We start from the raw sequence: 25642 nt of genomic DNA on the forward strand, positions 1-25642 counted from the left end.
GCTCCCCAGAGTTCCCGCCACCATGCGGCCCCCGCATTCGACCCCGTCCGCGTTGACAAGGCAAGAGGTTTGCGCGTTCATTTGCATACGAAGAATTCGCGGGAGCGAGCATGGATGAGGCGGGCGTCCGCATAGCCGGGATCGACGTGGGCGGAACCTTCACCGACCTGGTCCTGCTCGACCAGGCAAACGGACGCGTGCGTCTGGCCAAGGTGCCGAGCACGTTGGACAACCAGGCATTCGGCGTTCTGGCGGCGCTGGAGGAAGCGGGCGCGGACCTCGCCAATCTGGGCCTGATCATCCACGGGACCACCACGACCACGAACGCCGTGCTGGAACGCAAGCTGTCCCGAACCGGCCTCATCACCACGCAAGGCTTTCGAGACGTCCTCGAGCTTGGTCGCAGGACACGGCCACAAGCCTATGGCATGAAAGGCGAATTCCGGCCGATCATCTCGCGCGACTTGCGTCTGGAAGTCAGCGAGCGCATGGATGCGGAAGGTGCGGTCGTCATCCCCCTCGATGAAGCGGCGGTGGAAACCGCGGCACGGCAATTGCTGGAGGCGGGATGCGAGTCGGTCGTCGTCCACTTCCTGCATGCCTATGCCAATCCGGCGCATGAGAAACGGGCCGGCGAGATCGTGCGCGCGCTATGGCCCAACGGTCATGTGACGCTCGGGCATGAAATCCTGTCGGAAGCACGCGAATTCGAACGCGGCGTGACGGCAGCCGTCAATGCCTCTGTCCAGCCCTTGCTGGAGCGCTACGTCCGGCGATTGCGCGAGGAACTGGAAGCGCGCGGCTATGGCGGCGAAGTCCTAGTCATGAATGGCAATGGCGGCATGGTCTCGTCTCGGCTGGTGGCCCGGGAGGCCGCCAAGACCGTCATGTCCGGCCCGGCGTCGGGCGTGAAGGCGGCGGCACATGCCGGTCTGCTGGCCGGCATCGCCAACCTCGTGACCTACGACATGGGCGGGACTTCGACCGATGTCGCGCTGATCCGCGGCGGCGTGCCGCCGGTCTCGTCGGAGATCGAGATCGAATATGCCATGCCCATCCACGTGCCGATGGTGGATGTGCGCACCGTCGGCGCCGGCGGCGGGTCCATCGCGCGGGTCAATGCCGCGGGCCTGCTCGATGTCGGGCCGATGAGTGCGGGCGCCGTGCCGGGGCCGGTCTGCTATGGCCGTGGCGGCACCGAACCGACCATCTCGGACGCCAACCTGCTTCTCGGCCGGCTCGACCCCGCGCGCCTGAAATCCGTGGAGGGTGGCGTATCGGTGGACCGGGTGGCCGCGATTTTCGAGGAACGGATCGGCAGGCCGCTCGGCCTCGACGCGACGGGTGCGGCTGCTGCCGTCATACGTATGGCAAACACGAAGATGGCCGGCGCGATCCGCATGGTCTCCGTCTCGATGGGCGCGGACCCGCGCGATTTCGCGCTGTTCGCCTTTGGCGGGGCGGGGCCGCTCCATGCCTGCGCACTGGCGCGCGAACTGGCCATTCCGCGTGTTCTTGTTCCGCCGCGCCCGGGCATGACCAATGCGCTCGGCTGCATCGTCGCCGACATGCGCCATGATTTCGTCAACACGATCAACAGTCCCGTCGCTTCCCTGGACATCAATGCCCTGCACCGCCTGATCGCGGAACGCATGGGCGAGGGTGAGGCATTGATCCGCAAGGAGAAGGTGGAGACCCGGACCATCCGGCACATCGTCTCCGCCGACATGCAGTTTGCCGGCCAGACCCACCTGTTGCGGGTCGCGATGCCGGATGCCTGGCCGGACAGGCAAACGATCCAGACCCTGTTCGAAAAGGCCTATTTCGCGCGCTTCAAGGTACAGTTGCCGGACATCCGTGCCGTCCTCGTCAATATCAATGTCTCGGTGATCGGTGAACGCCCGGCACTGGACCTCTCCGCCCTGATCGACCCGGCTGGCCGGAAGGCATCCCTGCCTGAGGCGCGGACCGGCACGCGGCCGGTCTGGTTCGACAGCGGCTGGTGCGAGACGCCGGTCTACTGGCGTGATTTCCTGCCACTCGCCTTCGATCTCGAAGGCCCGGCGGTGATCCAGCAGATGGATACGACCATCCTGGTCGAGCCGGGCGACCGCGCCAATGGCGATGTCCATGGCAATATCCTCGTCACGGTGGGAGGCAGTGATGGCACTTGATCCGGTGACACTGTCGGTCATTCAGGCTGGCCTTCAGCAGGTCTGCGACGAGATGGACCTGACCTTCTCGCGCGCCGCGTTCTCGCCCGTCATCGCGGAAGCAAACGACCGCTCCGACGGCATCTATTCCGCCGGGGACGGCTCGCTGATCGCGCAAGGCGCGGGCGGCCTTCCGGTCTTCGTCGGCACCATGCAATATTCCACACGCGCGCTGATCGCCATGATCGGCGAGGGCAGGGCCGCGGCACCCGCACCGGGCGACATCTACATCGTCAACGATCCTTATCTCGGCGGAACGCATCTCATGGATGTGCGCTTCGCCATGCCCTTCTACCGCGACGGCGAGATTTTCTGCTGGCTTTCCAACACCGGCCATTGGCCGGATACCGGTGGGGCGGTCCCCGGCGGCTTTTCGGCGTCGGCAACAGCGGTCGAGCAGGAGGGACTGCGCCTGCCACCGGTCCGGCTGTTCAAGCAGGGCGTTCTGGACCCGGAAATCTACGCGATCATCTGCTCCAATATCCGCGTGGCGGACCAGCGCATCGGCGATGTGAAGGCGCAGGCCGCGGCCCTTCAGGTGGGCGCTGACCGGCTTTCCGAACTGCTCGACCGCTATGGCGACGCAACCGTGCGCCAGGCCATCGGCGAATTGCGGTCACGCGCCGCCGAGCAGATGCGGGCGCTCGTTTCGGCGATCCCGGACGGCTGCTACCGTTCCGTCGCCTGGGTGGACAGCGATGGCGTGGTCAACGAACCGCTCGCCATCCGCCTCGCGGTCACGAAGGCCGGTGACACCCTGCATTTCGACTTTTCCGGCTCCTCGCCGCCCTGTGCCGGGCCCATGAACTCGGTGCTGGCGACGACGCTGTCCTCGGTCTATCTCGCCATGCGGCATATCTTCCCGGAAGTGCCGATCTCGGCAGGGGCGTTCGAGCCGCTGCATGTCACCGGCTACACCGGCACATTCCTCGATGCCCGTTATCCGCGCCCGGTCTCGGGCTGCGCGGCCGAGGTGTCGCAGCGCATCGCCGAGGCGGTCTTCGCGGCGCTCGTCGAAGCCTTGCCGGACCGGGTGACGGCGGCGCCCGCCGGCACGTCGGGCAATTTCGCCCTTGGCGGCCACGACCCGTCGAAAGGGCGCGATTTCGTCATGTATCAATTGTCCGGCGGCGGCTATGGCGGCAATGCCGACCATGACGGGCTTGCCAATGGCTGTTCGACCATCGGCATCTCGAAGGCGCCACCCGTCGAGATCATGGAGCAGGCCTTCCCGGTGCTCTACCGGCGCTATGCGCTGCGCGAAGGATCGGGCGGAGCCGGGCGTCATCGCGGCGGCTTCGGTCTCGACTATGAACTGGAACTCAGGCGCGGGTCCGCGCGCGCCTCCTTCGTCATGGACCATGGCCGCTTCGGTCCGCAAGGCGCGCTCGGCGGCGCCGATGGCGCGGTGAACGAGGTGACGGTCTGGCGGTCCGGCAAGCCCTACACGCCGGTCCACCTGTCGAAGGAGCAGGATATCCCGCTTGCCCCCGGCGACCGGGTGCATGTGCGCACGCCCGGCGGCGGCGGGTTCGGCGATCCCTTGACGCGCGACCCGGACGCCGTGGCCGAGGATGTGCGCCTGCAACGCTACACCGCAGACCAGGCGCATCGCCTTTTCGGCGTGGTGCTGGCCGGCGACTTGCTTCATGTCGACGCGGATGCAACAGCGAGGCTGCGCCGTGCGATGCGCGAAGGCGTTGCGCCACCCGCGGCGCTTGCCTATACGGACGCGGACAAAAGCGCGCATTGACCGGAACCGTGCCATGACAAAGCCCCATGTCCTGATAGCCGGCGGCGGCATCGGCGGCCTTGCCGCCGCCCTGACGCTCAACCAGATCGGCGTGTCCTGCACCGTCTTCGAACAGGTGCGCGACCTGAAGCCGCTCGGAGTCGGCATCAATATCCAGCCCAATGCGGTCCGAGAACTCTATGATCTGGGCTTCTCGGCCGGCGATCTGGACCGCGTTGGCCTGCCTGCAAGGGAATGGGCACTGGTGGGGCTGAACGGGAACGACATCTATTCGGAGCCGCGCGGCCTGCTGGCCGGCTACAACTGGCCCCAGTATGCGGTGCATCGCGGCCAGTTCCACATGATGCTGGCCGAGGCGTTCATGGCGCGGGCAGGTGCCGGTGCCTTGCGTCTCGGCGCCAGGGTCACGGGCTACGAAAACAACGCCGACGGAACCGTGACGGCGCTCATCGAACAGGGCGACGGCTCCACGACCCGCGAAACCGGCTCGCTGCTGATCGGGGCCGACGGCATCCATTCCGCCATCCGCGCGCAGATGCATCCCGGCCAGCCGCCGATCCACTGGGGCGGCGCGATCATGTGGCGGGGCACCACGCAAGCCGAACCGATCCGCACCGGCTCCTCCTTCGTCGGACTCGGAACGCACCGGCATCGCATGGTGATCTACCCGATTTCCCATCCGGACCCGGCGACAGGTCTGGCAACGATCAACTGGATTGCCGAGATGACGCTGGACAATTCGGAAGGCTGGCAGGCGAGCGGCTGGTTCCGGCCTGTCAAAATCGAGGAATTCGTCCACAATTTCGAGGGCTTCCGCTACGACTGGCTGGATGTGCCCGAAATGCTGCGCAAGGCCGATATCGCATACGAGAACCCGATGATCGACCGCGATCCGGTACCGACCTGGGTGGACGGGAGCGTGGCCCTGATGGGAGACGCCGCCCATGCCATGTATCCCACAGGCTCCAACGGCGCGAGCCAGGCGATCATGGACGCCCGGGTCATGGGCGCGGCCATGGTGGAACACGGGGTAACGCGGAATGCTCTTTCTGCCTACGACGCGAAGCTGTGCGGCCCTGTCTCCGAACTGATCCTGCGCAATCGCGGCGCCGGGCCGTTCGGCCTTCTCAACATGGTGGATGAGCGCTGCGGGGGCGAGTTCGACGACATCGACGATGTGATCCCGGCGGCGGAGCGGGCCGAATTCATGGCAAAGTACAAGGCCGCGGCCGGTTTCGCCATCGAGAAGCTCAATTCTTCCGGACCGACCATCGAACCCGGCTCCCGCGCCGCCGCCACCCAGCCGGCCTGACGCTCCGGTCCGGCCGGCTGTCTTCAAGGAACCATTGAAGTTCGATCGGCGGTTTTCACCGACGGATGAACCGATTCCGGTTGAAAAACCGACCTGGAACCGCCAAAACGCAGGGTCATATCAGAAGAGGGATGAACCATGCCTGCCTATCGCTCCCGCACGACCACCCACGGCCGCAACATGGCCGGCGCCCGCGGACTCTGGCGCGCCACCGGCGTGAAGGATTCCGATTTCGGCAAGCCGATCATCGCCGTGGTCAACTCCTTTACACAGTTCGTGCCGGGCCATGTCCACCTGAAGGACCTGGGCCAGCTCGTCGCGCGCGAAATCGAGGCGGCCGGCGGCATCGCCAAGGAATTCAACACCATTGCGGTGGATGACGGCATCGCCATGGGCCATGACGGCATGCTCTATTCGCTGCCGAGCCGCGAGATCATCGCCGACAGCGTGGAATACATGGTCAACGCGCATTGCGCCGACGCCATGGTCTGCATTTCCAACTGCGACAAGATCACGCCCGGCATGCTGATGGCCGCGCTGCGGCTCAACATTCCCGTCGTCTTTGTCTCCGGCGGACCGATGGAGGCCGGCAAGGTGGTCTGGGAGGATGGCCGGGAGCAGGCGCTGGACCTGGTCGACGCCATGGTCGCGGCCGCGGACGACAACGTGTCAGACGCCCAGGTCGAGGTGATCGAGCGCTCCGCCTGTCCGACCTGCGGTTCCTGCTCGGGGATGTTCACCGCCAATTCCATGAACTGCCTGACCGAGGCGCTCGGCCTGGCGCTGCCGGGCAACGGTTCCACGCTTGCCACCCATGCCGACCGCAAGCGCCTGTTCATCGAGGCGGGCCACCTGGTCGTGGACCTGGCGCGCCGCTATTACGAGCAGGACGACGAGAGCGTGCTGCCGCGCAACATTGCCAATTACGATGCCTTCGCCAACGCCATGACGCTGGATATCGCCATGGGCGGATCGACGAACACGGTCCTGCATCTGCTGGCAGCCGCGCACGAGGGCGAGGTCGATTTCACCATGTCCGACATCGACAAGCTGTCGCGCAAGGTGCCCGTCCTGTGCAAGGTCGCGCCCGCCGTCAGCCATGTGCACATGGAGGACGTTCACCGCGCCGGCGGCATCATGGCCATCCTCGGCGAACTCGATCGGGCCGGGCTCATCGACACGAGCCTGCCCACGGTGCATTCGGCCACGATGGGCGAGGCGCTGGAGCGCTGGGACATCATGCGCACGGAGGCCAGCAATGTGCACGAGTTCTACAGTGCGGCACCCGGCGGCGTGCCCACCCAGGTCGCCTTCTCGCAGTCGCGGCGTTATCCCGACCTCGACATGGACCGCGAGAAGGGCGTCATCCGTTCCAAGGAACACGCCTACAGCCAGGATGGCGGCCTTGCCGTGCTGTTCGGCAATCTCGCCGAGGATGGCTGCATCGTGAAGACGGCGGGCGTGGACGAATCGATCCTCAAGTTCTCCGGTCCGGCACGCCTGTTTGAAAGCCAGGACGCGTCGGTGAAGGCCATCCTGTCCAACGAGGTGAAGGCGGGCGACGTGGTGGTGATCCGCTACGAGGGCCCGCGCGGCGGCCCCGGCATGCAGGAGATGCTCTATCCGACCAGCTACCTGAAGTCGAAGGGCCTGGGCAAGGCCTGCGCCCTGATCACCGACGGGCGTTTTTCAGGCGGTACGTCGGGCCTCTCGATCGGCCATGTGTCGCCGGAAGCCGCCGAGGGCGGCACGATCGGCCTGGTGCGCGAGGGCGATCTGATCGAGATCGACATCCCCAACCGCACCATCCATCTGGCGGTCGACGATGCCGAACTGGCGCGCCGTCGCGAGGAACAGGACGAAAAGGGCTGGCAGCCGGTGGAAAAACGCAAGCGCAAGATCACGACGGCGCTCAAGGCCTATGCCGCGCTGACCACGTCCGCTTCCAAGGGCGCCGTGCGGGTCATCGAGTAAGCCGCGCGGCCGCCAGATCAAGTTATGCGGGGCGGTCATCCTGTGATGGCCGCCCTTTCGCATCGAAGCGCCGCTTGAACGGACCGGCGATTTCGGGCAAACCCGCGTCATGACAAACGCGCCACGCCCCCTCGATCATCTTGTATTGCCGGTTCCCTCGCTCGACGCCGCGCGCGCACGGCTTGCAGCACTCGGGTTCACCTGCGCGCCGGACGGCATCCACCCCTTCGGCACGGTCAACGCCTGTGTCTTTTTTTCCGACGGCACCTTCCTGGAACCGCTTGCCATCGGCGATGCGGTTCTGGCGGAGCGGACCGCGCGTGACGGCAATGCCTTTTCCGCCGGCGACGCGCGGTTCCGGGCCAAGGTTGGGAACAATGGTTTCTCGGCGCTCGTGCTCGGCAGCAACGATGCCGATGCCGACGATGCGTCCTTTCGCGCCGCAGGTTTCGGCGGTGGATCACGGCTGGATTTCTCGCGCGGATTCCGCGCGCCCGATGGCACCGGGGGTGAAGCCTCGTTCCGGCTGGCATTTGCAGCGCCACGGCCGGACGACGCAGCCTTTTTCTTCACCTGCCAGCGATTGAACGTTCCGAAGGTGGACCGCTCCGCCCTGGAGAGACACGTCAACGGCGTGACCGGTATTCGTGGCGTGGAACTGAGGGCCGGTGACCCGTCGCGCCTTCGCGGCTTTCTTGAGCAATTTACCGGAGGCGCTGCAACCGGCGATGACAAGTGCATCAGGGTGACCTTGCCCAATGCGGAAATTGCCATCCGCCGGGATGCCGGGGCGCAAGGTCCGGTTTGCCATGCCATCCGTTTTTCCTGCCGCGACCTGTCCTTGCTGCGCACAAGGCTGGATGAAGCCGGCATCGTCAGCAAGTCGGCGGAGGGTGGCGTGACCGTCCTGCCCGCGCCGGGGCAGGGCGCAACCTTCATCTTCGAGGAATGAACTCATGACCGCACCCAACAAGAGCGTCAATGTGGGCGCAGTCACCTTCTCCAATGCCGGGCCGCTCGCGCTGATCGCCGGACCATGCCAGCTTGAAAGCCGCCAGCATGCCTTTGACATGGCAGGCAGCCTGAAGGAGATCTGCGACAGCCTCGGCATCGGGCTTGTCTACAAGTCGTCCTACGACAAGGCCAACCGGACAAGCATCGGCGCGACACGCGGAGCGGGCCTTGATGCGGCCATGCCGGTTTTCGACGACCTGCGCCGCGAATTCGGCGTGCCGGTGCTGACCGATGTGCATACCGAAGAGCAATGCGCCATCGTCGCACCGCATGTCGATGTGCTGCAAATCCCGGCATTTCTTTGCCGGCAAACGGACCTGTTGGTGGCTGCTGCGCGCACCGGCAAGGTCGTCAATGTCAAGAAAGGGCAATTCCTCGCGCCCTGGGACATGACGAATGTCGTGAAGAAGGTGACCGGCAGCGGCAATCCGGACGTGCTGATCACGGAACGCGGCGCGTCCTTCGGCTACAACACGCTCGTCTCCGACATGCGCGCGCTGCCGATCATGGCCGAGTCCGGGGCGCCGGTGATCTTCGATGCCACCCACTCGGTGCAGCAACCCGGAGGGCAGGGTGCATCGTCGGGTGGCGACCGGCGCATGGTGCCCTATCTGGCCCGCGCTGCCGTGGCGACCGGAGTCGCCGGCGTTTTCATCGAGACCCATGACGATCCGGAAAACACCACATCCTCGGATGCGCCAAACATGATGAAGCTCGCCGACATGCCGGGGCTTCTCGAGCAATTGCTGGCAATCGACGCGATTGTCAAGAAGGCCGGCAATTAACCGGAATAAAGTTAACTTGCCGCGACCATGCCGGCTGGCAGGATCTGGCCTCGCTGCCCGTCGTCCGGGGGCTCCTGGCAACTGGTCAGGACTGCCGCGCCGAACAGGGCGAGAAGCGCAAGGGCTGTCAGATTGGGCATAACGTTGCTCCCTTCATAAAGGGCCCGGCCGCCGCTTTCTCGAGCATCGTTGCGCAAGCCGGCAGAAAAAGGACGCCGGTCATCAAGAATGATGACGGGCCGTAATCCGCGAGGCCGGGTTGCGGTTTCAAACGATTGCAGTTTTGCGACCAACCGTTCCGGGCCTTTCGGGCGGGCGCGCTTTCCGCTATGGAAGCCGCGGACCCTCCCATTCTTGTCTTGCAAAGGACCGATTCAATGACTGCGATCATCGACATTGTCGCTCGGGAAATCCTCGACAGCCGCGGCAATCCCACGGTCGAAGTGGATGTACGCCTGGAAGACGGCTCGTTCGGCCGTGCCGCCGTCCCCTCCGGCGCCTCGACCGGTGCCCATGAAGCCGTCGAACTGCGCGATGGCGGAACACGCTATCTCGGCAAGGGTGTGCAGAAGGCGGTGGACGCGGTCAACGGCGAGATCTTCGAGGCCATTGGCGGCATGGAAGCCGAGGACCAGATCCATGTCGACCAGGTCCTCATCGACCTCGACGGGACGCCGAACAAGGCGCGCCTTGGCGCCAATGCCATTCTCGGCGTCTCGCTTGCCGTCGCCAAGGCGGCCGCCGCGGCCTGCGGCTTGCCGCTCTACCGCTATGTCGGCGGCCCGAATGCCCGTGTGCTTCCCGTGCCGATGATGAACATCATCAATGGCGGTGCCCATGCCGACAACCCGATCGACTTCCAGGAATTCATGGTGATGCCGGTCGGTGCGTCCAGCATCGCGGAGGCCGTGCGCATGGGGGCCGAGATATTCCACACGCTCAAGAAGGATCTATCGGCGGCCGGCCACAACACCTCCGTCGGCGACGAGGGCGGCTTCGCGCCGAACCTGAAGAGCGCCGAAGCCGCGCTCGACTTCATCATGAAGTCGGTCGAGAAGGCCGGATACAAGCCCGGCGACGAGGTGGCGCTCGCGCTCGACTGCGCCTCGACCGAATTCTTCAAGGACGGAAAATATGCCTATGAGGGCGAGGGCGTGACCCGCTCGGGCGATGAGCAGGCCGCCTATCTGGCCAAGCTCTGCGAAAGCTATCCCATCATTTCCATCGAGGACGGCATGGCCGAGGACGACTGGGATGGCTGGGTGGCCCTCACGAAGGCCGTGGGCGACAAGGTGCAGCTTGTCGGCGACGACCTTTTCGTGACCAATTCGGCCCGTCTGCGTGACGGTATCCGCATCGGCGCCGCCAACTCGATCCTCGTCAAGGTCAACCAGATCGGTTCGCTGACCGAAACGCTCGATGCGGTGGAAACGGCGCACAAGGCATCCTACACGGCCGTCATGTCGCACCGCTCCGGCGAGACCGAGGATGCCACGATTGCCGATCTGGCGGTCGCCACCAATTGCGGGCAGATCAAGACCGGCTCGCTCGCGCGCTCCGACCGGCTGGCCAAGTACAACCAGCTGATCCGCATCGAGGAGGAACTGGGCGCCCAGGCCCGCTATGCAGGGCGCGGCATCCTGAAAGCCTGACACCTCATCGTTGCCAGATCGCTCAAGCGGCCGTATCCGGCAGGATGCGGCCGCTTTCTTTTTCATTTTAGCGGGTGATGTAACCAAGCCTTAAGCATGAGCGCCCATGATGCGGGCCTGTCTCTGGTATCGAGTAGCAGCCTGCCCATGTGGACCCGCCAGCACAAGCGCCGCAAGACCGGCCGATTGATCCTCCCCCTGATCGCGGGCGTTTTTCTGGGCTATTTCGGCTTCCACGCTTTCGAGGGTGAATACGGCCTGAAGAACAAGGCGCGGCTGGAGGAGCAGGTTGCGCAACTGGAACAGAAACTGGCCGAGGCAACCGCATTGCGCCACAGGCTTGAAGCCCGCAACAACCTGCTTCATGATGGGTCGATTGAAAAGGACATGCTGGACGAGCAGGTCCGCAGGCAATTGGGGCGGGTCGGCCCGGACGAGATCGTGATCCTCGTGGACCCGCGCAGTTGATGCATCCTGCGTAATTAACCGAAATTCGGTTCATTCTTGTTTTCCTCAACCTTTTGAGGGATTTGAATGCATGGCTCCCATGCGAGAAATGCACTTGCCGCATGAATGAAACCTGCTAGCGTGTCTGCCAAGGAACGGGTGGGAGGCCGTTCGGCTGCAGAGCCTTGCGCTTCCGTCCCGCAGAAACCCCAGACAGGGAGTGCAGCATGGCCGCAGCAGCAAGGAAGTCCTCATCCCGCAAGGGCGCGACCGGTTCGCCGGATCTCGTCCGCAAGGCGCCCGCGCCCGAGGAATTCGACAAGGACCAGGAATTCCGGGCCTATCGCGACATGTTGCTGATCCGCCGCTTCGAGGAGAAGGCCGGCCAGCTTTACGGCATGGGCTTCATCGGCGGGTTCTGCCATCTCTATATCGGCCAGGAGGCCGTGGTCACCGGCATCGAGATGGCCAAGAAGGATGGCGACCAGTTCATCACCGGCTATCGCGATCACGGCCACATGCTCGCCGCCGGCATGAGCGCACGCGGTGTGATGGCGGAACTGACAGGACGCCGGGGCGGCTATTCCAAGGGGAAGGGCGGCTCCATGCACATGTTCTCCAAGGAAAAACACTTCTATGGCGGCCACGGCATCGTCGGCGCGCAGGTGTCGCTGGGCACCGGCCTGGCCTTTGCCAACCGCTACCGCGAGAACGGCAGTGTCTCGGTCACCTTCTTCGGAGACGGCGCGGCCAACCAGGGCCAGGTCTACGAGAGCTTCAACATGGCCGCGCTCTGGAAGCTGCCGGTGATCTATGTCATCGAGAACAACCGCTACGCCATGGGCACGTCGGTGAGCCGTGCGTCTGCCGAGACCGATTTCTCCATGCGCGGCGTTTCCTTCAAGATCCCCGGCATGCAGGTGGACGGGATGGATGTGCGCGCTGTCAAGGCGGCTTCCGAGGAAGCCTTCGAATGGTGCCGCGGCGGCAACGGGCCGATCATCCTTGAAATGATGACCTACCGCTATCGCGGCCATTCCATGTCCGACCCGGCCAAGTACCGCACCAAGGACGAGGTGCAGAAGATGCGCACCGAGCAGGACCCCATCGAGCAGGTCAAGGCGCGGCTTCTGGAGAAGGAATGGGCCAAGGAGGACGAACTGAAGAAGATCGACAAGGAGGTGCGCGACGTGGTCGCCGACTCCGCCGAATTCGCCCAGAACGACCCGGAGCCGGATACGTCCGAGCTTTACACCGACATCCTGCTCTGAGGGGAAGACGACCATGCCGATTGAAATTCTCATGCCCGCCCTTTCCCCGACCATGGAGGAGGGCAACCTGGCCAAGTGGGTCAAGAAGGAAGGCGACAGCGTCGCCGCCGGCGACGTGATTGCCGAGATCGAGACCGACAAGGCGACCATGGAAGTCGAGGCCGTCGACGAGGGCGTGCTCGGCAGGATCCTCGTGGCGGAAGGCACCGAGGGCGTGAAGGTGAATACGCCGATCGCCCTGCTGCTGGCCGAGGGCGAGGATGAATCCGCGCTCGATGAAGCCGCTTCCGGCGGTGGCGGGTCCGAAGCATCGGAAACGTCTGGCGGATCCGGCAAGCCGGCCGGTGATGGCGGTCCGGAAAGCGGCGACCCCGTCTCCGACATGGAGGCACGCCGCGTGCCGGGCGAGGGCAAGGTTCACCCCGAACCGAAGAAGCCGGATGCCGGCGCCGATCCGGATATTCCCGACGGCACGAAGATGGTGAAGATGACCGTGCGCGAGGCGCTCAATTCGGCCATGGCCGAGGAGATGCGCCGCGACGGCGACGTGTTCATCATGGGCGAGGAGGTGGCCGAATACCAGGGCGCCTACAAGATCACCCAGAACCTGCTGGAGGAATTCGGCCCGAAGCGCGTCGTGGATACCCCGATCACCGAGCACGGCTTTGCCGGCATCGGCGTCGGTGCGGCGATGGCAGGACTGAAGCCCATCGTCGAGTTCATGACCTTCAACTTCGCCATGCAGGCCATCGACCAGATCATCAACTCGGCTGCGAAGACGCTCTACATGTCGGGCGGCCAGATGGGCGCGCCCATCGTCTTCCGCGGTCCCAATGGCGCGGCGGCGCGCGTGGCGGCACAGCATTCGCAATGCTACGCGGCGTGGTACAGCCACATCCCCGGCCTGAAGGTGATCCAGCCCTACACGGCGGCCGACGCCAAGGGCCTGCTGAAGGCGGCGATCCGCGATCCCAACCCGGTCATCTTCCTTGAAAACGAGATCCTCTACGGCCAGTCCTTCGAGGTGCCGGAGATGGAGGATTTCGTCCTGCCCATCGGCAAGGCGCGCATTCACAGGACCGGCAAGGATGTCACCATCGTCTCCTTCGGCATCGGCATGACCTATGCCGCCAAGGCGGCCGAGGAACTGGCGGGGCAGGGCATCGACGCGGAGGTCATCGACCTGCGCACCGTCCGGCCGATGGACATCGACACCGTCATCGAGAGCGTGAAGAAGACCAACCGCCTCGTGACGGTCGAGGAAGGCTTCCCGCAGTCGTCGGTCGGCGATCATATCGCCAGCCAGGTGATGCAGCGCGCCTTCGACTGGCTGGACGCGCCCGTCGTCACGGTCTGTGGCAAGGACGTCCCGATGCCTTACGCGGCCAACCTTGAGAAACTCGCCCTGCCCAGCGTGGCGGAGGTCATCGAGGCGGTGAAGGCCGTCACCTACAAGGCCTGAGGAGAGCGCCATGCCGATTGAAATCACCATGCCCGCGCTGTCCCCGACCATGGAGGAGGGCAACCTCTCCAAGTGGCTGGTCAAGGAAGGCGACAGCGTTTCCGCCGGCGACGTGATCGCCGAGATCGAGACCGACAAGGCGACCATGGAAGTGGAAGCCGTGGACGAGGGAACGGTGGCGAAAATCGTCGTTCCCGAGGGCACCGAGGGCGTCAAGGTCAACGCCGTCATCGCCATCCTGGCAGAGGAAGGCGAGGACGTTACCGAGGCTGCGAAGGGCGGTGGCGTCACCAAGGGAAGCTCTGAGAAGTCGTCCGGAGAGGAAAAGCCCGCTCCCTCCGCCCAGGGTCCGGCAAAGCATACCGCCGATCTGCTCGGGCCGGCCACCGATGCCGCGCCGAAATCGCCGCAGGCGGGACCCGCGCCGGATTCGGGCGGCGATCGTGTATTTTCCTCGCCGCTGGCGCGGCGCATCGCCAGGGAGGCTGGCATCGACATCGCGAAGGTCTCCGGCTCCGGTCCGAAGGGCCGCGTGGTCAAGGCCGATGTCGAGGCCGCCATCAAGGGCGGCGCGGCCAAGGCCGGAGCGCCCAAGGCCGAGCCGCAGAAAGCCGCACCCGCTGCCGCGCCGGCCATGGCAAGCGGACCGTCGACGGATGCCGTCTTGCGCAATTTCGCCGAGGGCAGCTATGAACTGGTCAAGCATGACAACATGCGCAAGACCATCGCCAAGCGCCTGACCGAAGCCAAGCAGACCATCCCGCATTTCTATGTGTCGATGGATTGCGAACTGGATGCGTTGCTGGCGCTGCGCGGACAGCTCAATGCTTCCGCACCGCAAAAGGATGGCAAGCCGGCCTTCAAGCTGTCGGTCAACGACATGATCATCAAGGCGCTGGCGCTGGCGCTGCGCGACGTTCCGGATGCCAACGTGTCGTGGACCGACGAGGCCATGGTCATGCACAAGCATGCCGATGTGGGCGTCGCGGTCTCCATTCCGGGCGGGCTGATCACGCCGATCGTGCGCCGCGCGGAGGAGAAGAGCCTGTCCACCATCTCCAACGAGATGAAGGACATGGGCGCGCGGGCGAAGGAGCGCAAGCTGAAGCCCGAGGAATACCAGGGCGGCACGACCGCCGTGTCCAACATGGGCATGATGGGCGTGTCGAACTTCTCCGCCGTGGTCAATCCGCCCCACGCCACCATCCTGGCCGTGGGTGCGGGCGAGAAGCGGGCCATCGTCAAGGATGATGCCATTGCCATCGCCACCATGATGACGGTGACGCTGTCGACCGATCATCGCTGCGTGGACGGCGCGCTCGGCGCCGAACTGCTTGGCGCCTTCAGGGGCTATATCGAGAACCCGATGAGCATGCTGGTCTGAGTCATGAAGACGGTCCTGGCCTTCGGCGATTCGCTGACCTGGGGATCCGATCCCGCCACCGGCGGACGGCATCCCGAGGCCATGCGCTGGCCCGTCGTGCTTGAAAAGGCGCTGGATGGCCGAGCGCGGGTGATTGCCGATGGCCTGCGCGGCCGGACAACCGCCTATGACGAGCATCTGGCCGATTGCGACCGCAACGGCGCGCGCATCCTGCCGACGGTTCTCTACACCCATGCGCCGGTGGATCTCGTCGTCCTCATGCTCGGCAGCAACGACATGAAGCCGCACGTCGCGGGCACGGCCGTCGCCGCGCTTCAGGGGATGCGCCGCCTGGTGACGATCGTCAGGAACCATGTGCCGGGCATCGAGGGCGCCGAGCCGCCGGGCGTGCTGATCGTGGCGCCGCCGCCGCTGTGCGAAACGGCCGATCCCTTCTATGCCGCCATGTTCGCCGGTGGCGTGGAGCAATCGGCCATGACGGCCTCGCTTTACGCCGATCTGGCGGACGAAGCCGATTGCGGCTTCTTCGACGCGGGCAGCGTGGCCCGGACCGCGCCCGCGGACGGCGTGCACATGGATGGCGAAAACACGCGCGCGCTCGGCAAGGCACTGGCGCCGATGGTTCACGTGATGCTCGGGCTTTGATCCGGGTCAAGGGATTGGAAGGAGGCAGGCCATAGGGTAATGGCGAACGGACAAAACAGGAGGTTCGCCGATGTCCCATGTGCCGCACGAACTGGCGGAGGAATTCCCGGAACACGTCGAGAAGATGCATGAGATGAAAACGTCAAATGCTCATTTCTCAAGGCTTTTCGACGAGTACCACGATATCAACCGCGCGATCCATCGCGCTGAGACCAATGTCGAGCCGACCGATGACTTCCACATGGAGGACATGCGCAAGCAGCGGCTGCGGCTGAAGGACGAAATATACGGGATGCTCGCGGGCTGAGCCTGCCATAACGGGCCGCGCGCCATCCCCCCAGAGAGCCGCAAGGCTTGAAAGAAGGAGAGGGCGCGTGGCCGAAACTTACGACGTGATCATCATCGGTTCGGGGCCGGGCGGCTATGTGACCGCCATCCGCTCCGCCCAGCTTGGTTTCAAGACCGCCATTGTCGAGCGCGAACACCTGGGCGGCATCTGCCTGAACTGGGGCTGCATCCCGACCAAGGCGCTGCTGCGTTCCGCCGAGATCATGCACTATGCCGATCATTTGAAGAATTACGGCCTCAAGCTGGAAGGCAAGGTGACCGCCGACGTGAAGGCGGTCGTGGACCGCTCGCGCGGCGTTTCGGGCCGGCTCAACGGCGGTGTCGGCTTCCTGATGAAGAAGAACAAGGTCGACGTGATCTGGGGCGAGGCCAAACTGGCCGGCAAGGGCCGGATCACCGTCGGCAAGCCGTCCAGGGCCGCGATGCAGCCGCAGCATCCCGCGCCCAAGGGCACGAAGGGCGAGGGCGAGTACACGGCCAAGCACATCATCGTGGCGACCGGCGCCCGGCCGCGCGCGCTGCCCGGCATCGAGCCCGACGGCAAGCTGATCTGGACCTATTTCGAGGCCATGGTGCCGCAGGAACTGCCGAAGAAGCTGCTTGTCATGGGATCCGGCGCGATCGGCATCGAGTTCGCCTCCTTCTACAATGCCATGGGCTGCGACGTGACGGTGGTCGAGGTCATGCCCACCATCATGCCGGTGGAGGATGCCGAGATTTCCGGCATTGCCCGCAAGCAACTGGAGAAGGCCGGGCTCAAGATCCACACGGAGGCCAAGGTCACGAAGGTGGAAAAGGGTTCCAACTCGGTGAAGGCCACGGTGGAAATGAAGGGCGGCAAGAGCGAGGTCATCGAGGCCGACCGCATGATTTCAGCCGTCGGCGTGCAGGGCAATATCGAGAACCTGGGGCTTGAAACGCTTGGCGTGAAGACCGAGCGCGGCTGCATCGTCATCGATGGGTACGGCCGCACCAATGTGGAAGGTATCTACGCCATCGGCGACGTGGCCGGTCCGCCCATGCTGGCGCACAAGGCGGAGCATGAAGGCGTCGTCTGCATCGAGAAGATCGCGGGCCTGCCCAACGTGCATCCGACCGACAAGGGCAAGATACCGGGCTGCACCTATTGCCATCCGCAGGTTGCCTCGGTCGGCCTGACGGAAGCGAAAGCAAAGGAACAGGGACGTGACATCCGCGTCGGACGCTTCTCCTTCGGAGCCAACGGCAAGGCCATCGCGCTCGGCGAGGACCAGGGGCTGGTCAAGACGATTTTCGACCGTAAGACCGGCGAACTGCTCGGCGCGCACATGGTTGGTGCCGAAGTCACCGAACTCATCCAGGGCTTCGTGGTCGCCATGAACCTGGAGACGACGGAAGAGGAACTGATGCACACGATCTTCCCGCACCCGACCTTGTCGGAAATGATGAAGGAGAGCGTTCTCGACGCCTATGGCCGTGTGCTGAACGCCTGAACGGACAAATGACGCATGTCATTGCGGTCCATGCAGACGGGTGGGAATCTGCATCGATGCCAATGCCGATCACCGCAAAGGAGCCTGCCATGATGAAACGTGCCATTCAGTGCCTTGCCGCCCTTGCAACGCTTGCAACCTTCAGCGTCACCATGCCGACGAGCGCCAGCGCCGACAGTTGCTGGGACCATAACGGATCGGTCATGCGCCTGCAGGCGCAGGGCAACAGCCGGTGGTTCTATTACGAGCGGCCGAAGTCCTCGCTGCGCGCGGCGGGGGTCCGCCGCGGGACATTGCTGTTCAATGGCCGCAAGTCCGGCGACTGGTATTCGGGAACCGCGCGGCGCTTTTCGCGGTATTGCCCGGGCGAACCGCTCGAATATTTCGTGGAAGGCCCGGTTGCGCGGTCGCAGACCCGCGTCACGGTCCGCGGCACCCGCGAGGTCTACGAGCGCTGCCGGCCGACCGGCCGTTACACCGAGGATACGCTTGTCTTTACCTATCTCTACCAGTGCTGAGCGGTGTGGCGGCTGAAACCGCACCGTGACAAACACCCTGCCGGTCACCATATGTCCGGCAGGGCGCGCAACGGGAAAGGATCAGGCGATGATGCATTCCTACGGACCTGAATTCGGCATCATGGGCATGGCCGGCGTGGGCTTTTTCGGCATGCTGCTGGTCGGTTTCCTGGCCGGCTACGTGGCCGAACGGGCGATGAACCGCGATCACGGCCTGCTGACCAACATCCTGGTCGGCATTGCGGGCTCGTTCGTTGGAGGCACACTGGCCAGCCTGTTGAACATCACCTATTACGGTTTCCTCGGAAACCTCGTGGTTGCGACTCTTGGCGCGATTGCCATCCTCTGGCTTTTCGGCAAGAGCAGCCGGGCCTCCTGATTGCAAGGCCGTCGAAAGGCGAAGGAAGACATGGTCACCATTCTCGACACCGTCACCGGAAAACAGCGTCCGCGCCATCCGGAAAAACAGAAAAACCCGGAAAACGAGATCCAGCGCAAGCCGGCCTGGATCCGGGTCAAGGCGCCCGTGTCGAAGACCTACCAGGAAACGCGCGCCATCGTGAAGGACAACAACCTCGTTACGGTGTGCGAGGAAGCCGGCTGCCCGAATATCGGGGAGTGCTGGGACAAGAAGCACGCCACCTTCATGATCATGGGCGAGATCTGTACCCGCGCCTGCGCCTTCTGCAACGTCATCACCGGCAAGCCCAACGCGCTTGATCCGAACGAACCGGAAAACGTGGCCAAGGCCGTGCGCCAGATGGGGCTCCAGCACGTCGTCATTACATCCGTCGACCGCGATGATCTGGCCGATGGCGGGGCGCGGCACTTCGCCGACGTGATCGCGGCCGTGCGTGCGGCATCGCCGGAAACGACGATCGAGATCCTGACGCCGGATTTCCTGCGCAAGGACGGCGCGCTGGAAGTGGTCGTGGCGGCGAAGCCCGACGTCTTCAACCACAACCTCGAGACCGTCGCCTCCAATTATCTGACGGTGCGGCCCGGCGCGCGCTATTTCCACTCCATCCGGCTTCTGCAACGGGTCAAGGAGATGGACCTCTCGATCTTCACCAAGTCAGGCATCATGGTCGGGCTGGGTGAGGAGCGCAACGAGGTGCTTCAACTCATGGACGACCTGCGTTCGGCCGACGTGGATTTCATCACCATCGGGCAATATCTCGCACCCACGCGCAAGCATCATCCCGTCAAGGCCTTCGTGACGCCCGACGAGTTCAAGTCCTATGAGACCGCGGCCTATTCCAAGGGCTTCCTTATGGTCTCGGCCAGCCCGCTGACCCGGTCGTCCCACCATGCCGGTGAGGATTTCGCCCGGCTGAAGGCCGCGCGCGAGGCCAGGCAGGCATCGGCAAGGGGCTGATCGCGTATCCATGCCCAAGTTCGAGACGAGACGGCCGGTCGATCACGCTGCCGGCGACATGTTCGCCCTTGTCGCCGACGTGGAAAAATATCCGGAATTCCTGCCCATGTGCGAGGCGCTGACGGTTCGCTCGCGCCGGGAGCGCGATCATCGCGAGATGATCGTCGCCGACATGACCGTTGGTTACAAGGCCATCCGCGAGACCTTCACCAGCCAGGTGCTGCTCGACCGCGAGGCACAGACGATCTCGGTGAAGTATATTGACGGCCCGTTCCGGTATCTCACCAACGAGTGGTCTTTCGAGCCACGCGGCGAGGGCGCCTGCACGGTGCATTTCTACATCGACTACGAGTTCAGGAGCCGTATTCTCGGCGCGATGATGGGTGCGGTGTTCGACCGTGCTTTCCGCATGTTCGCGGAAGCCTTCGAAAAGAGGGCCGACACCATCTACAGACGGGCCGGCAGTGCCTGATCACGCCTCCAGCGCCGTCTTGAGCATTGCAAGTGCATGCAGCACGGTGGCGCGGCGTACGCCGTCCCGGTCCAGTCCGGCAAAGACTCGGGCCTCGGTCAGGACCGGCTTGCCGGTTTGCGCAAGGCCGAACCAGACTAGTCCCACCGGCTTTTCCGCGCTGCCGCCACCCGGCCCCGCGACGCCCGTCACCGAGACGGCGAGAGCCGCATGCGAGCGGGCAAGCGCACCGGCGGCCATTTCGCCAGCCGTCTGTGCCGAAACCGCGCCATGGGCGGCCAGCGTTTCGTCGCTGACACCCAGCATGTCCCGCTTGGCTTCGTTGGAATAGGTGATGAAACCGCGATCGACCACGTCGGACGAACCGGCAATTTCGGTGAGGGCGGCGGCGATCAGGCCTCCGGTGCAGCTTTCCGCCGTGGCGATCATGACGCCCTTCGTCCGGGCGGTGTCCAGCACCGTGCTGGCGAATTCCCGCGTCGAAGCGCTCATTCCGGCACCTCGCCGGGATAGATGACGCTCGCCGTGGCGATGGCCGCGATGCCTTCGCGCCGGCCGACAAAGCCCATCTTCTCGTTGGTCGTCGCCTTGACCGAAATCCGCTCGGCCCCGATGCCGAGCATGGCGCCGAGCGCCGCCGTCATGGCTGCCCGATGGGGCCCCACCTTCGGCGCCTCCGCGATCAGCGTGATGTCGGCATTGGCGATGCGCCCGCCCTTCGCCTTCACCAGCCGCACGGCGTGTTCCACGAAGATATGCGAGGGAGCGCCTTTCCATTGCGGATCGGAAGGCGGGAAATGCGTTCCGATATCGCCTGCGCCGATTGTCGCCAGCAGCGCGTCGGTCAGGGCGTGCAGGCCGACATCGGCATCCGAATGACCGGACAAGGTCCGGTCATGGGCGATCTTCACGCCGCACAGCCAGACATGGTCGCCCGGCCCGAAGCTGTGCACGTCATAGCCGTTCCCGGTGCGCACATCGGGAAAGGCCGGGGTCAGAATGCGGTCTGCCATGGCAATGTCCCTCGGCCAGGTGATCTTGAAGTTGCCGGGCGACCCGTCGATGAGGCGGACCGGCAGGCCGGCCCATTCGGCGATGGCCGCGTCGTCGGTGAAGGTGCGCAACCCGTCCCGCGCGGCCTTGCGATGGGCTTCCAGGATGGCGGCAAAGGGAAATCCCTGGGGCGTCTGCGCGCCGTAAAGGCCCTCGCGGGCGACCGTGCCGGCGACAAGGCCATCCGCGTCGCCCTTCTTCAGGGTGTCGGAAACCGGCACCGCGGCCAGCACCCCGTTGCCGGGCGACAGCGCCTCGATGGCGCTGTCGATGATCGCCGTATCGCAGAAGGGACGCACACCGTCATGGATCAGGACGAAGCCGGGCGGATCGCCAGCCAGCGCTTCCAGGCCGGCCAGAACGGAGCCCTGGCGGTCCGCCGCGCCCGTCACCGCGGTCAGGCGCGCGGGATCGAGCCCCGTCGCGGCCTCGCCGAAAAGGCTCCGGTCATCGGCATGGACGACCGCGACGACACGGCGAATGCGCGGATGGCCCAGATAACATTCCAGTGCATGGCGCAGCACCGCCTTGCCGCCGATCCGGCGGTACTGTTTCGGTCCGCCGTCCTGACCGGCCCGTTCGCCCCGGCCCGCCGCAACGACGATTGCATCGTACCTTGCTTCCGCCATGCTTGTCCTTTTGAAGACCCTGTCCTTGCACTGACCGGGGCAAAGCCTTAATCGGCCATCGCCCTTCACGCCAGTCCGCGGCCCATTATCTTTTGCGGCATTGCGAAAGGCAATTGCAATGCCGTTTGAAACTGTCTAGAAAAGAGGCAGTCTTACAAATGCACGAAAATTAATCATGCATGATATCGCAGCATTGGCCGAACCTCTTGCGATCGGCAATGTGACCGTTCCGAACCGGGTATTCCTGGCGCCCATGTCGGGCGTGACAGACCAGGCGTTCCGCCTGCGCGCCCATCAGGCGGGCGCCGGCCTGACCGTCTCCGAGATGGTCGCCTCCGGCGAGCTTGCGAAGGGCCGTGCCGAATCGGTCCGGCGGATCCGGCTGGCGGGTGTGCCCGTCCAGTCGGTACAGCTTGCCGGGCGGGAAGCCGCGGCCATGGCCGAGGGCGCGCGCATTGCCGAGGAGGGCGGAGCCGACATCATCGACATCAACATGGGCTGTCCGGCGAAAAAGGTGACCGGCGGCTATTGCGGCTCCGCCCTGATGCGCGATCCGGACCATGCGCTTTCGCTGGTGCGCGCCGTCGTCGCTGCGGTTTCGGTCCCAGTCACGCTGAAGATGCGTCTCGGCTGGGACGGGGACAGCATGAATGCGCCGCTGATCGCGCGCATGGCGCAGGACGCCGGCGTTGCCATGATCACGGTGCATGGCCGCACGCGCATGCAGTTCTACAAGGGCAGGGCGGACTGGCGCGCCATCCATGCCGTGCGCAAGGCGGTGAGCGTGCCGCTGGTGGCCAATGGTGATGTGGAAACGGCGGCGGACGCGGCCGCCATCCTGGCGCAATCGGGCGCGGATGCCGTGATGATCGGGCGCGGCCACTACGGTCAGCCCTGGCTTGCCGGATCCATCGCGCGGGCCGCCGGTGCGGCCGGCGGCCAATTGCCCGTGCCGGCAGGCGGGGAAGCACTTGCCGAGTATGTCATCGAACATTACCGCGCCATGCTTGCGCTTTACGGCGAACAGTCCGGCCTGCGCCAGGCGCGCAAGCATCTGGGCTGGTATCTCGACCGCCACGCCCCGGCCTGTCCGCAAGACAGGCGCGCCGCAATCATGACCGGGACCGATCCGCAAGCCGTGATCGATGCGCTGCGGATGGTCCTGACCAATACGACCTTCACCCAGACACGGAGAGCCGCATGAAGCCGGCCGCGCAAACGCTGACAAGCACGGCCGACCCGGCCCAGCTCGTTCTCAACACGATCCGTCATCCCGTCATCATGGTCGACGAGAAGGGCTACATCACGTTCGCGAACGCCGATGCGGAATCCTTTTTCCGCTCGTCCTCGGCGATCCTCGCACGCAACCGGCTGGACCAGTTCATTCCCTTCGGTTCGCCGCTGGCCACGCTGGTGGATCAGGTGCGCGAGCGCCGCGCGCCGGTCAACGAATACCGGGTGGACATTTCCTCGCCGCGTCTCGGGCCGGACAAGGTGGTGGACATCTATGTCGCGCCGGTGATCGAGATCCCCGGTTCCGTCGTGGTGATGTTCCAGGAACGGACCATGGCCGACAAGATCGACCGCCAGATGACCCATCGCGGCGCGGCCCGCTCCGTCACCGGGCTGGCGGCCATGCTGGCGCACGAGATCAAGAACCCGCTGTCGGGCATTCGTGGCGCGGCGCAATTGCTTGAACTGTCGGCTTCCGACGAGGATCGCGCGCTGACGCGGCTGATCACCGACGAGACCGACCGGATCGTCGCGCTCGTCGACCGCATGGAAATCTTCTCCGACGAACGGCCCGTGGACAGGGCGCCCGTCAACATCCACGTGGTCCTCGATCATGTGAAGGCTTTGGCGCTCAACGGCTTTGCCCGCAAGCTGCGCATCAGCGAGGATTACGATCCGTCGCTGCCGCCGGTCTATGCCAACCGTGACCAGCTCGTGCAGATCTTCCTCAACCTGGTGAAGAACGCGGCGGAGGCGCTCGGCGAGCGGGGCGATGGCGAGATCACGCTGTCGACGGCCTTCCGGCCAGGCATCCGCCTGTCGGTTCCGGGCACCGCCGAACGCGTGTCGCTGCCGCTGGAATTCTGCGTGCGCGACAACGGCCCCGGCGTTCCCGAGGACATCCTGCCCTATATCTTCGATCCCTTCATTTCCACCAAGACCAATGGCTCGGGCCTGGGCCTTGCCCTGGTCGCCAAGATCGTTGGCGAACATGGCGGGGTGATCGAATGCGACACGTCGGTGCGCGGGACCACCTTCCGCATTCTCATGCCCGCCTTCAAACCCGGCATCAACGAGACCGGCGACATGCTGCCGGCAACGGAGAACTGACCCATGGCCAACGGAACCGTTCTGGTCGCCGACGACGACGCGGCAATCCGGACCGTGCTCAACCAGGCGCTGGCGCGCGCCGGCTACGATGTGCGGGTGACGTCGAATGCCGGGACGCTGTGGCGCTGGGTCGCGGCGGGCGAGGGCGATATCGTCGTCACCGATGTCGTCATGCCCGACGAGAACGCCTTCGACCTGCTGCCGCGCATCAAGAAGATAAGGCCAGAACTGCCGGTCATCGTGATGAGCGCGCAGAACACCTTCATGACGGCGATCAGGGCGTCGGAACGCGGCGCCTACGAATATCTGCCCAAGCCCTTCGACCTGACCGAACTGCTGAACATCGTCGGACGCGCCATGGCCGAGCCGAAGCGCCCGGTGGTGGACCGCAATGCCGAGGAACAGCCCGATTCCATGCCGCTGGTCGGCCGCTCGCCGGCCATGCAGGAAATCTACCGCATGCTTGCACGCATGATGCAGACCGACCTCACGGTGATGATCACCGGCGAGTCCGGAACCGGCAAGGAACTGGTCGCGCGCGCCTTGCACGAATACGGCCGGCGGCGCAACGGCCCCTTCGTCGCCATCAACATGGCCGCCATCCCGCGCGACCTGATCGAATCGGAACTGTTCGGGCACGAGCGCGGCGCCTTTACGGGCGCCCAGCACCGCTCCACCGGCCGTTTCGAGCAGGCCGAGGGCGGAACGCTCTTTCTCGACGAGATCGGCGACATGCCGATGGAGGCGCAAACACGCCTGCTGCGCGTGCTCCAGCAGGGAGAATACACCACCGTCGGCGGGCGCACTCCGATCAAGACCGATGTGCGCATCGTCGCCGCCACCAACAAGGACCTGCGCGTGGCGATCAACCAGGGCCTTTTCCGCGAGGACCTGTTCTACCGCCTCAACGTGGTGCCGCTGCGCCTGCCGCCGCTGCGCGAACGCGCCGAGGATGTCCCCGACCTGGTGCGCCATTTCTTCAAGGCCGGCGAGAAGGAAGGCCTGCCGGCCAAGCGCATGGCGCAGGACGCGCTGGAGATCATGAAGCGCTACCCCTGGCCGGGCAACGTGCGCGAACTGGAAAACCTCGTCCGGCGCCTGGCTGCCCTCTATCCGCAGGACGAGATCACCGCCGAAACCGTTGAAAGCGAACTGTCCGGCGTGTCGCCCGGCGCGGCGCCCGCTGCCATGGCGGGCCTGCCCGAGGAAATCACCATTTCCCAGGCGGTCGAACACTACCTGCAGCGCTATTTCCGTTCCTTTGGCGACGACCTGCCGCCGCCGGGCCTCTATCAGCGGGTGCTGCAGGAGGTCGAGTATCCCCTGGTGCTGGCCTGCATGACTGCCACGCGCGGCAACCAGATCAAGGCCGCCGAACTGCTCGGCCTGAACCGGAACACGCTGCGCAAGAAGATCCGCGAATTGGGGGTCAACGTGTACCGGACGGCGAAAACCGGATGAACGTGAATCCGCCTCAATTTCACCATTGGCCGCCAATAGAGCTTCCGTTCGCGCGT

24 protein-coding genes are annotated in these 25642 nt (G+C 64.9%); 21 read left to right on the forward strand and 3 right to left on the reverse strand.

Features of this window, described 5'->3' with window-relative positions:
• Positions 1 to 110 precede the first annotated feature (110 nt).
• From ACLB6G_RS12700 to kdsA, 6 genes are all read left to right on the forward strand, one after another.
• A complete protein-coding gene (locus ACLB6G_RS12700) occupies positions 111 to 2174 on the forward strand; it encodes a hydantoinase/oxoprolinase family protein (protein WP_410356553.1) in 2064 nt (687 codons plus the stop codon).
• Positions 2164 to 3966 (forward strand): hydantoinase B/oxoprolinase family protein, encoded by a 1803-nt coding sequence (locus tag ACLB6G_RS12705; protein ID WP_410356554.1) that lies wholly within the window; start codon positions 2164 to 2166, stop codon positions 3964 to 3966. Before ACLB6G_RS12700 ends, ACLB6G_RS12705 begins: the two co-directional genes overlap by 11 nt.
• Positions 3967 to 3979: 13 nt before the next feature.
• Entirely contained in the window at positions 3980 to 5278 is a 1299-nt protein-coding gene (locus ACLB6G_RS12710) for a flavin-dependent oxidoreductase (protein WP_410356555.1), read from the forward strand.
• Positions 5279 to 5416: 138 nt separating this feature from the next.
• Positions 5417 to 7252: a dihydroxy-acid dehydratase gene (gene ilvD / locus ACLB6G_RS12715; protein WP_410356556.1), complete on the forward strand. Its 1836-nt coding sequence runs from the start codon at positions 5417 to 5419 to the stop codon at positions 7250 to 7252.
• 109 nt (positions 7253 to 7361) lie between these two features.
• Complete coding sequence (locus ACLB6G_RS12720; protein WP_410356557.1) at positions 7362 to 8204, forward strand: VOC family protein; 843 nt, start codon at positions 7362 to 7364, stop codon at positions 8202 to 8204.
• Positions 8205 to 8208: 4 nt separating this feature from the next.
• Positions 8209 to 9051, forward strand: a complete 843-nt coding sequence (gene kdsA / locus ACLB6G_RS12725; RefSeq protein ID WP_410356558.1) for a 3-deoxy-8-phosphooctulonate synthase — start codon at positions 8209 to 8211, stop codon at positions 9049 to 9051.
• A gap of 11 nt (positions 9052 to 9062) precedes the next feature.
• Here kdsA and ACLB6G_RS12730 read toward each other — a convergent pair whose 3' ends face one another.
• Positions 9063 to 9191 (reverse strand): hypothetical protein, encoded by a 129-nt coding sequence (locus tag ACLB6G_RS12730; protein WP_410356559.1) that lies wholly within the window; start codon positions 9189 to 9191, stop codon positions 9063 to 9065.
• Positions 9192 to 9428: 237 nt separating this feature from the next.
• On the opposite strand from ACLB6G_RS12730, the gene eno reads away from it, so the two are divergent.
• The 12 genes from eno (at position 9429) to ACLB6G_RS12790 (ending at position 20100) form a co-directional block, all read left to right on the forward strand.
• Positions 9429 to 10703, forward strand: coding sequence for a phosphopyruvate hydratase (eno, locus tag ACLB6G_RS12735; RefSeq protein WP_410356560.1), 1275 nt, complete (start codon positions 9429 to 9431; stop codon positions 10701 to 10703).
• Between the two features lie 147 nt (positions 10704 to 10850).
• Positions 10851 to 11171 (forward strand): FtsB family cell division protein, encoded by a 321-nt coding sequence (locus tag ACLB6G_RS12740; protein WP_410356797.1) that lies wholly within the window; start codon positions 10851 to 10853, stop codon positions 11169 to 11171.
• A 206-nt stretch (positions 11172 to 11377) separates the two neighbouring features.
• Positions 11378 to 12421 carry a pyruvate dehydrogenase (acetyl-transferring) E1 component subunit alpha gene (pdhA, locus tag ACLB6G_RS12745; protein ID WP_410356561.1) on the forward strand — a complete coding sequence of 348 codons (1044 nt, stop codon included), beginning with the start codon at positions 11378 to 11380 and terminating at the stop codon, positions 12419 to 12421.
• A gap of 13 nt (positions 12422 to 12434) precedes the next feature.
• Complete coding sequence (locus ACLB6G_RS12750) at positions 12435 to 13883, forward strand: pyruvate dehydrogenase complex E1 component subunit beta (RefSeq protein WP_410356562.1); 1449 nt, start codon at positions 12435 to 12437, stop codon at positions 13881 to 13883.
• Between the two features lie 10 nt (positions 13884 to 13893).
• A complete protein-coding gene (locus tag ACLB6G_RS12755) occupies positions 13894 to 15267 on the forward strand; it encodes a pyruvate dehydrogenase complex dihydrolipoamide acetyltransferase (protein ID WP_410356563.1) in 1374 nt (457 codons plus the stop codon).
• Positions 15268 to 15270: 3 nt separating this feature from the next.
• Positions 15271 to 15912, forward strand: coding sequence for an SGNH/GDSL hydrolase family protein (locus ACLB6G_RS12760; RefSeq protein WP_410356564.1), 642 nt, complete (start codon positions 15271 to 15273; stop codon positions 15910 to 15912).
• A 70-nt stretch (positions 15913 to 15982) separates the two neighbouring features.
• Complete coding sequence (locus ACLB6G_RS12765) at positions 15983 to 16219, forward strand: YdcH family protein (protein WP_410356565.1); 237 nt, start codon at positions 15983 to 15985, stop codon at positions 16217 to 16219.
• A gap of 67 nt (positions 16220 to 16286) precedes the next feature.
• Positions 16287 to 17732, forward strand: a complete 1446-nt coding sequence (gene lpdA / locus ACLB6G_RS12770; protein ID WP_410356567.1) for a dihydrolipoyl dehydrogenase — start codon at positions 16287 to 16289, stop codon at positions 17730 to 17732.
• A gap of 89 nt (positions 17733 to 17821) precedes the next feature.
• Positions 17822 to 18250 carry a hypothetical protein gene (locus ACLB6G_RS12775; protein WP_410356568.1) on the forward strand — a complete coding sequence of 143 codons (429 nt, stop codon included), beginning with the start codon at positions 17822 to 17824 and terminating at the stop codon, positions 18248 to 18250.
• An 88-nt stretch (positions 18251 to 18338) separates the two neighbouring features.
• Positions 18339 to 18629: a GlsB/YeaQ/YmgE family stress response membrane protein gene (locus tag ACLB6G_RS12780; RefSeq protein ID WP_410356569.1), complete on the forward strand. Its 291-nt coding sequence runs from the start codon at positions 18339 to 18341 to the stop codon at positions 18627 to 18629.
• Between the two features lie 30 nt (positions 18630 to 18659).
• Complete coding sequence (gene lipA, locus ACLB6G_RS12785) at positions 18660 to 19628, forward strand: lipoyl synthase (RefSeq protein ID WP_410356570.1); 969 nt, start codon at positions 18660 to 18662, stop codon at positions 19626 to 19628.
• Positions 19629 to 19638: 10 nt separating this feature from the next.
• A complete protein-coding gene (locus ACLB6G_RS12790; RefSeq protein WP_410356571.1) occupies positions 19639 to 20100 on the forward strand; it encodes a type II toxin-antitoxin system RatA family toxin in 462 nt (153 codons plus the stop codon).
• Here the strand turns inward: ACLB6G_RS12790 and ACLB6G_RS12795 are convergent, their stop codons facing one another.
• Together ACLB6G_RS12795 and ACLB6G_RS12800 are read right to left on the reverse strand one after the other, a co-directional pair.
• Positions 20101 to 20592, reverse strand: a complete 492-nt coding sequence (locus ACLB6G_RS12795) for a CinA family protein (RefSeq protein WP_410356572.1) — start codon at positions 20590 to 20592, stop codon at positions 20101 to 20103.
• Positions 20589 to 21782, reverse strand: a complete 1194-nt coding sequence (locus tag ACLB6G_RS12800; protein ID WP_410356574.1) for a bifunctional 2-C-methyl-D-erythritol 4-phosphate cytidylyltransferase/2-C-methyl-D-erythritol 2,4-cyclodiphosphate synthase — start codon at positions 21780 to 21782, stop codon at positions 20589 to 20591. Before ACLB6G_RS12800 ends, ACLB6G_RS12795 begins: the two co-directional genes overlap by 4 nt.
• A gap of 175 nt (positions 21783 to 21957) precedes the next feature.
• On the opposite strand from ACLB6G_RS12800, the gene dusB reads away from it, so the two are divergent.
• The 3 genes from dusB to ntrC are packed head-to-tail and all read left to right on the forward strand — an operon-like array spanning position 21958 to position 25586.
• Positions 21958 to 22986, forward strand: coding sequence for a tRNA dihydrouridine synthase DusB (gene dusB, locus ACLB6G_RS12805; RefSeq protein WP_410356575.1), 1029 nt, complete (start codon positions 21958 to 21960; stop codon positions 22984 to 22986).
• The gene (locus tag ACLB6G_RS12810; RefSeq protein ID WP_410356576.1) at positions 22983 to 24125 is read left to right on the forward strand and encodes a two-component system sensor histidine kinase NtrB; all 1143 of its coding nucleotides are present in this window, start codon (positions 22983 to 22985) and stop codon (positions 24123 to 24125) included. The genes dusB and ACLB6G_RS12810 overlap by 4 nt, the downstream gene beginning before the upstream one ends.
• A 3-nt stretch (positions 24126 to 24128) precedes the next feature.
• Positions 24129 to 25586 (forward strand): nitrogen regulation protein NR(I), encoded by a 1458-nt coding sequence (ntrC, locus tag ACLB6G_RS12815; RefSeq protein ID WP_410356577.1) that lies wholly within the window; start codon positions 24129 to 24131, stop codon positions 25584 to 25586.
• The last annotated feature ends 56 nt before the right edge of the window (positions 25587 to 25642 follow it).

The sequence above is a fragment of the Zhengella sedimenti genome, from assembly GCF_046506625.1.
GTDB lineage: Bacteria > Pseudomonadota > Alphaproteobacteria > Rhizobiales > Rhizobiaceae > Zhengella > Zhengella sedimenti.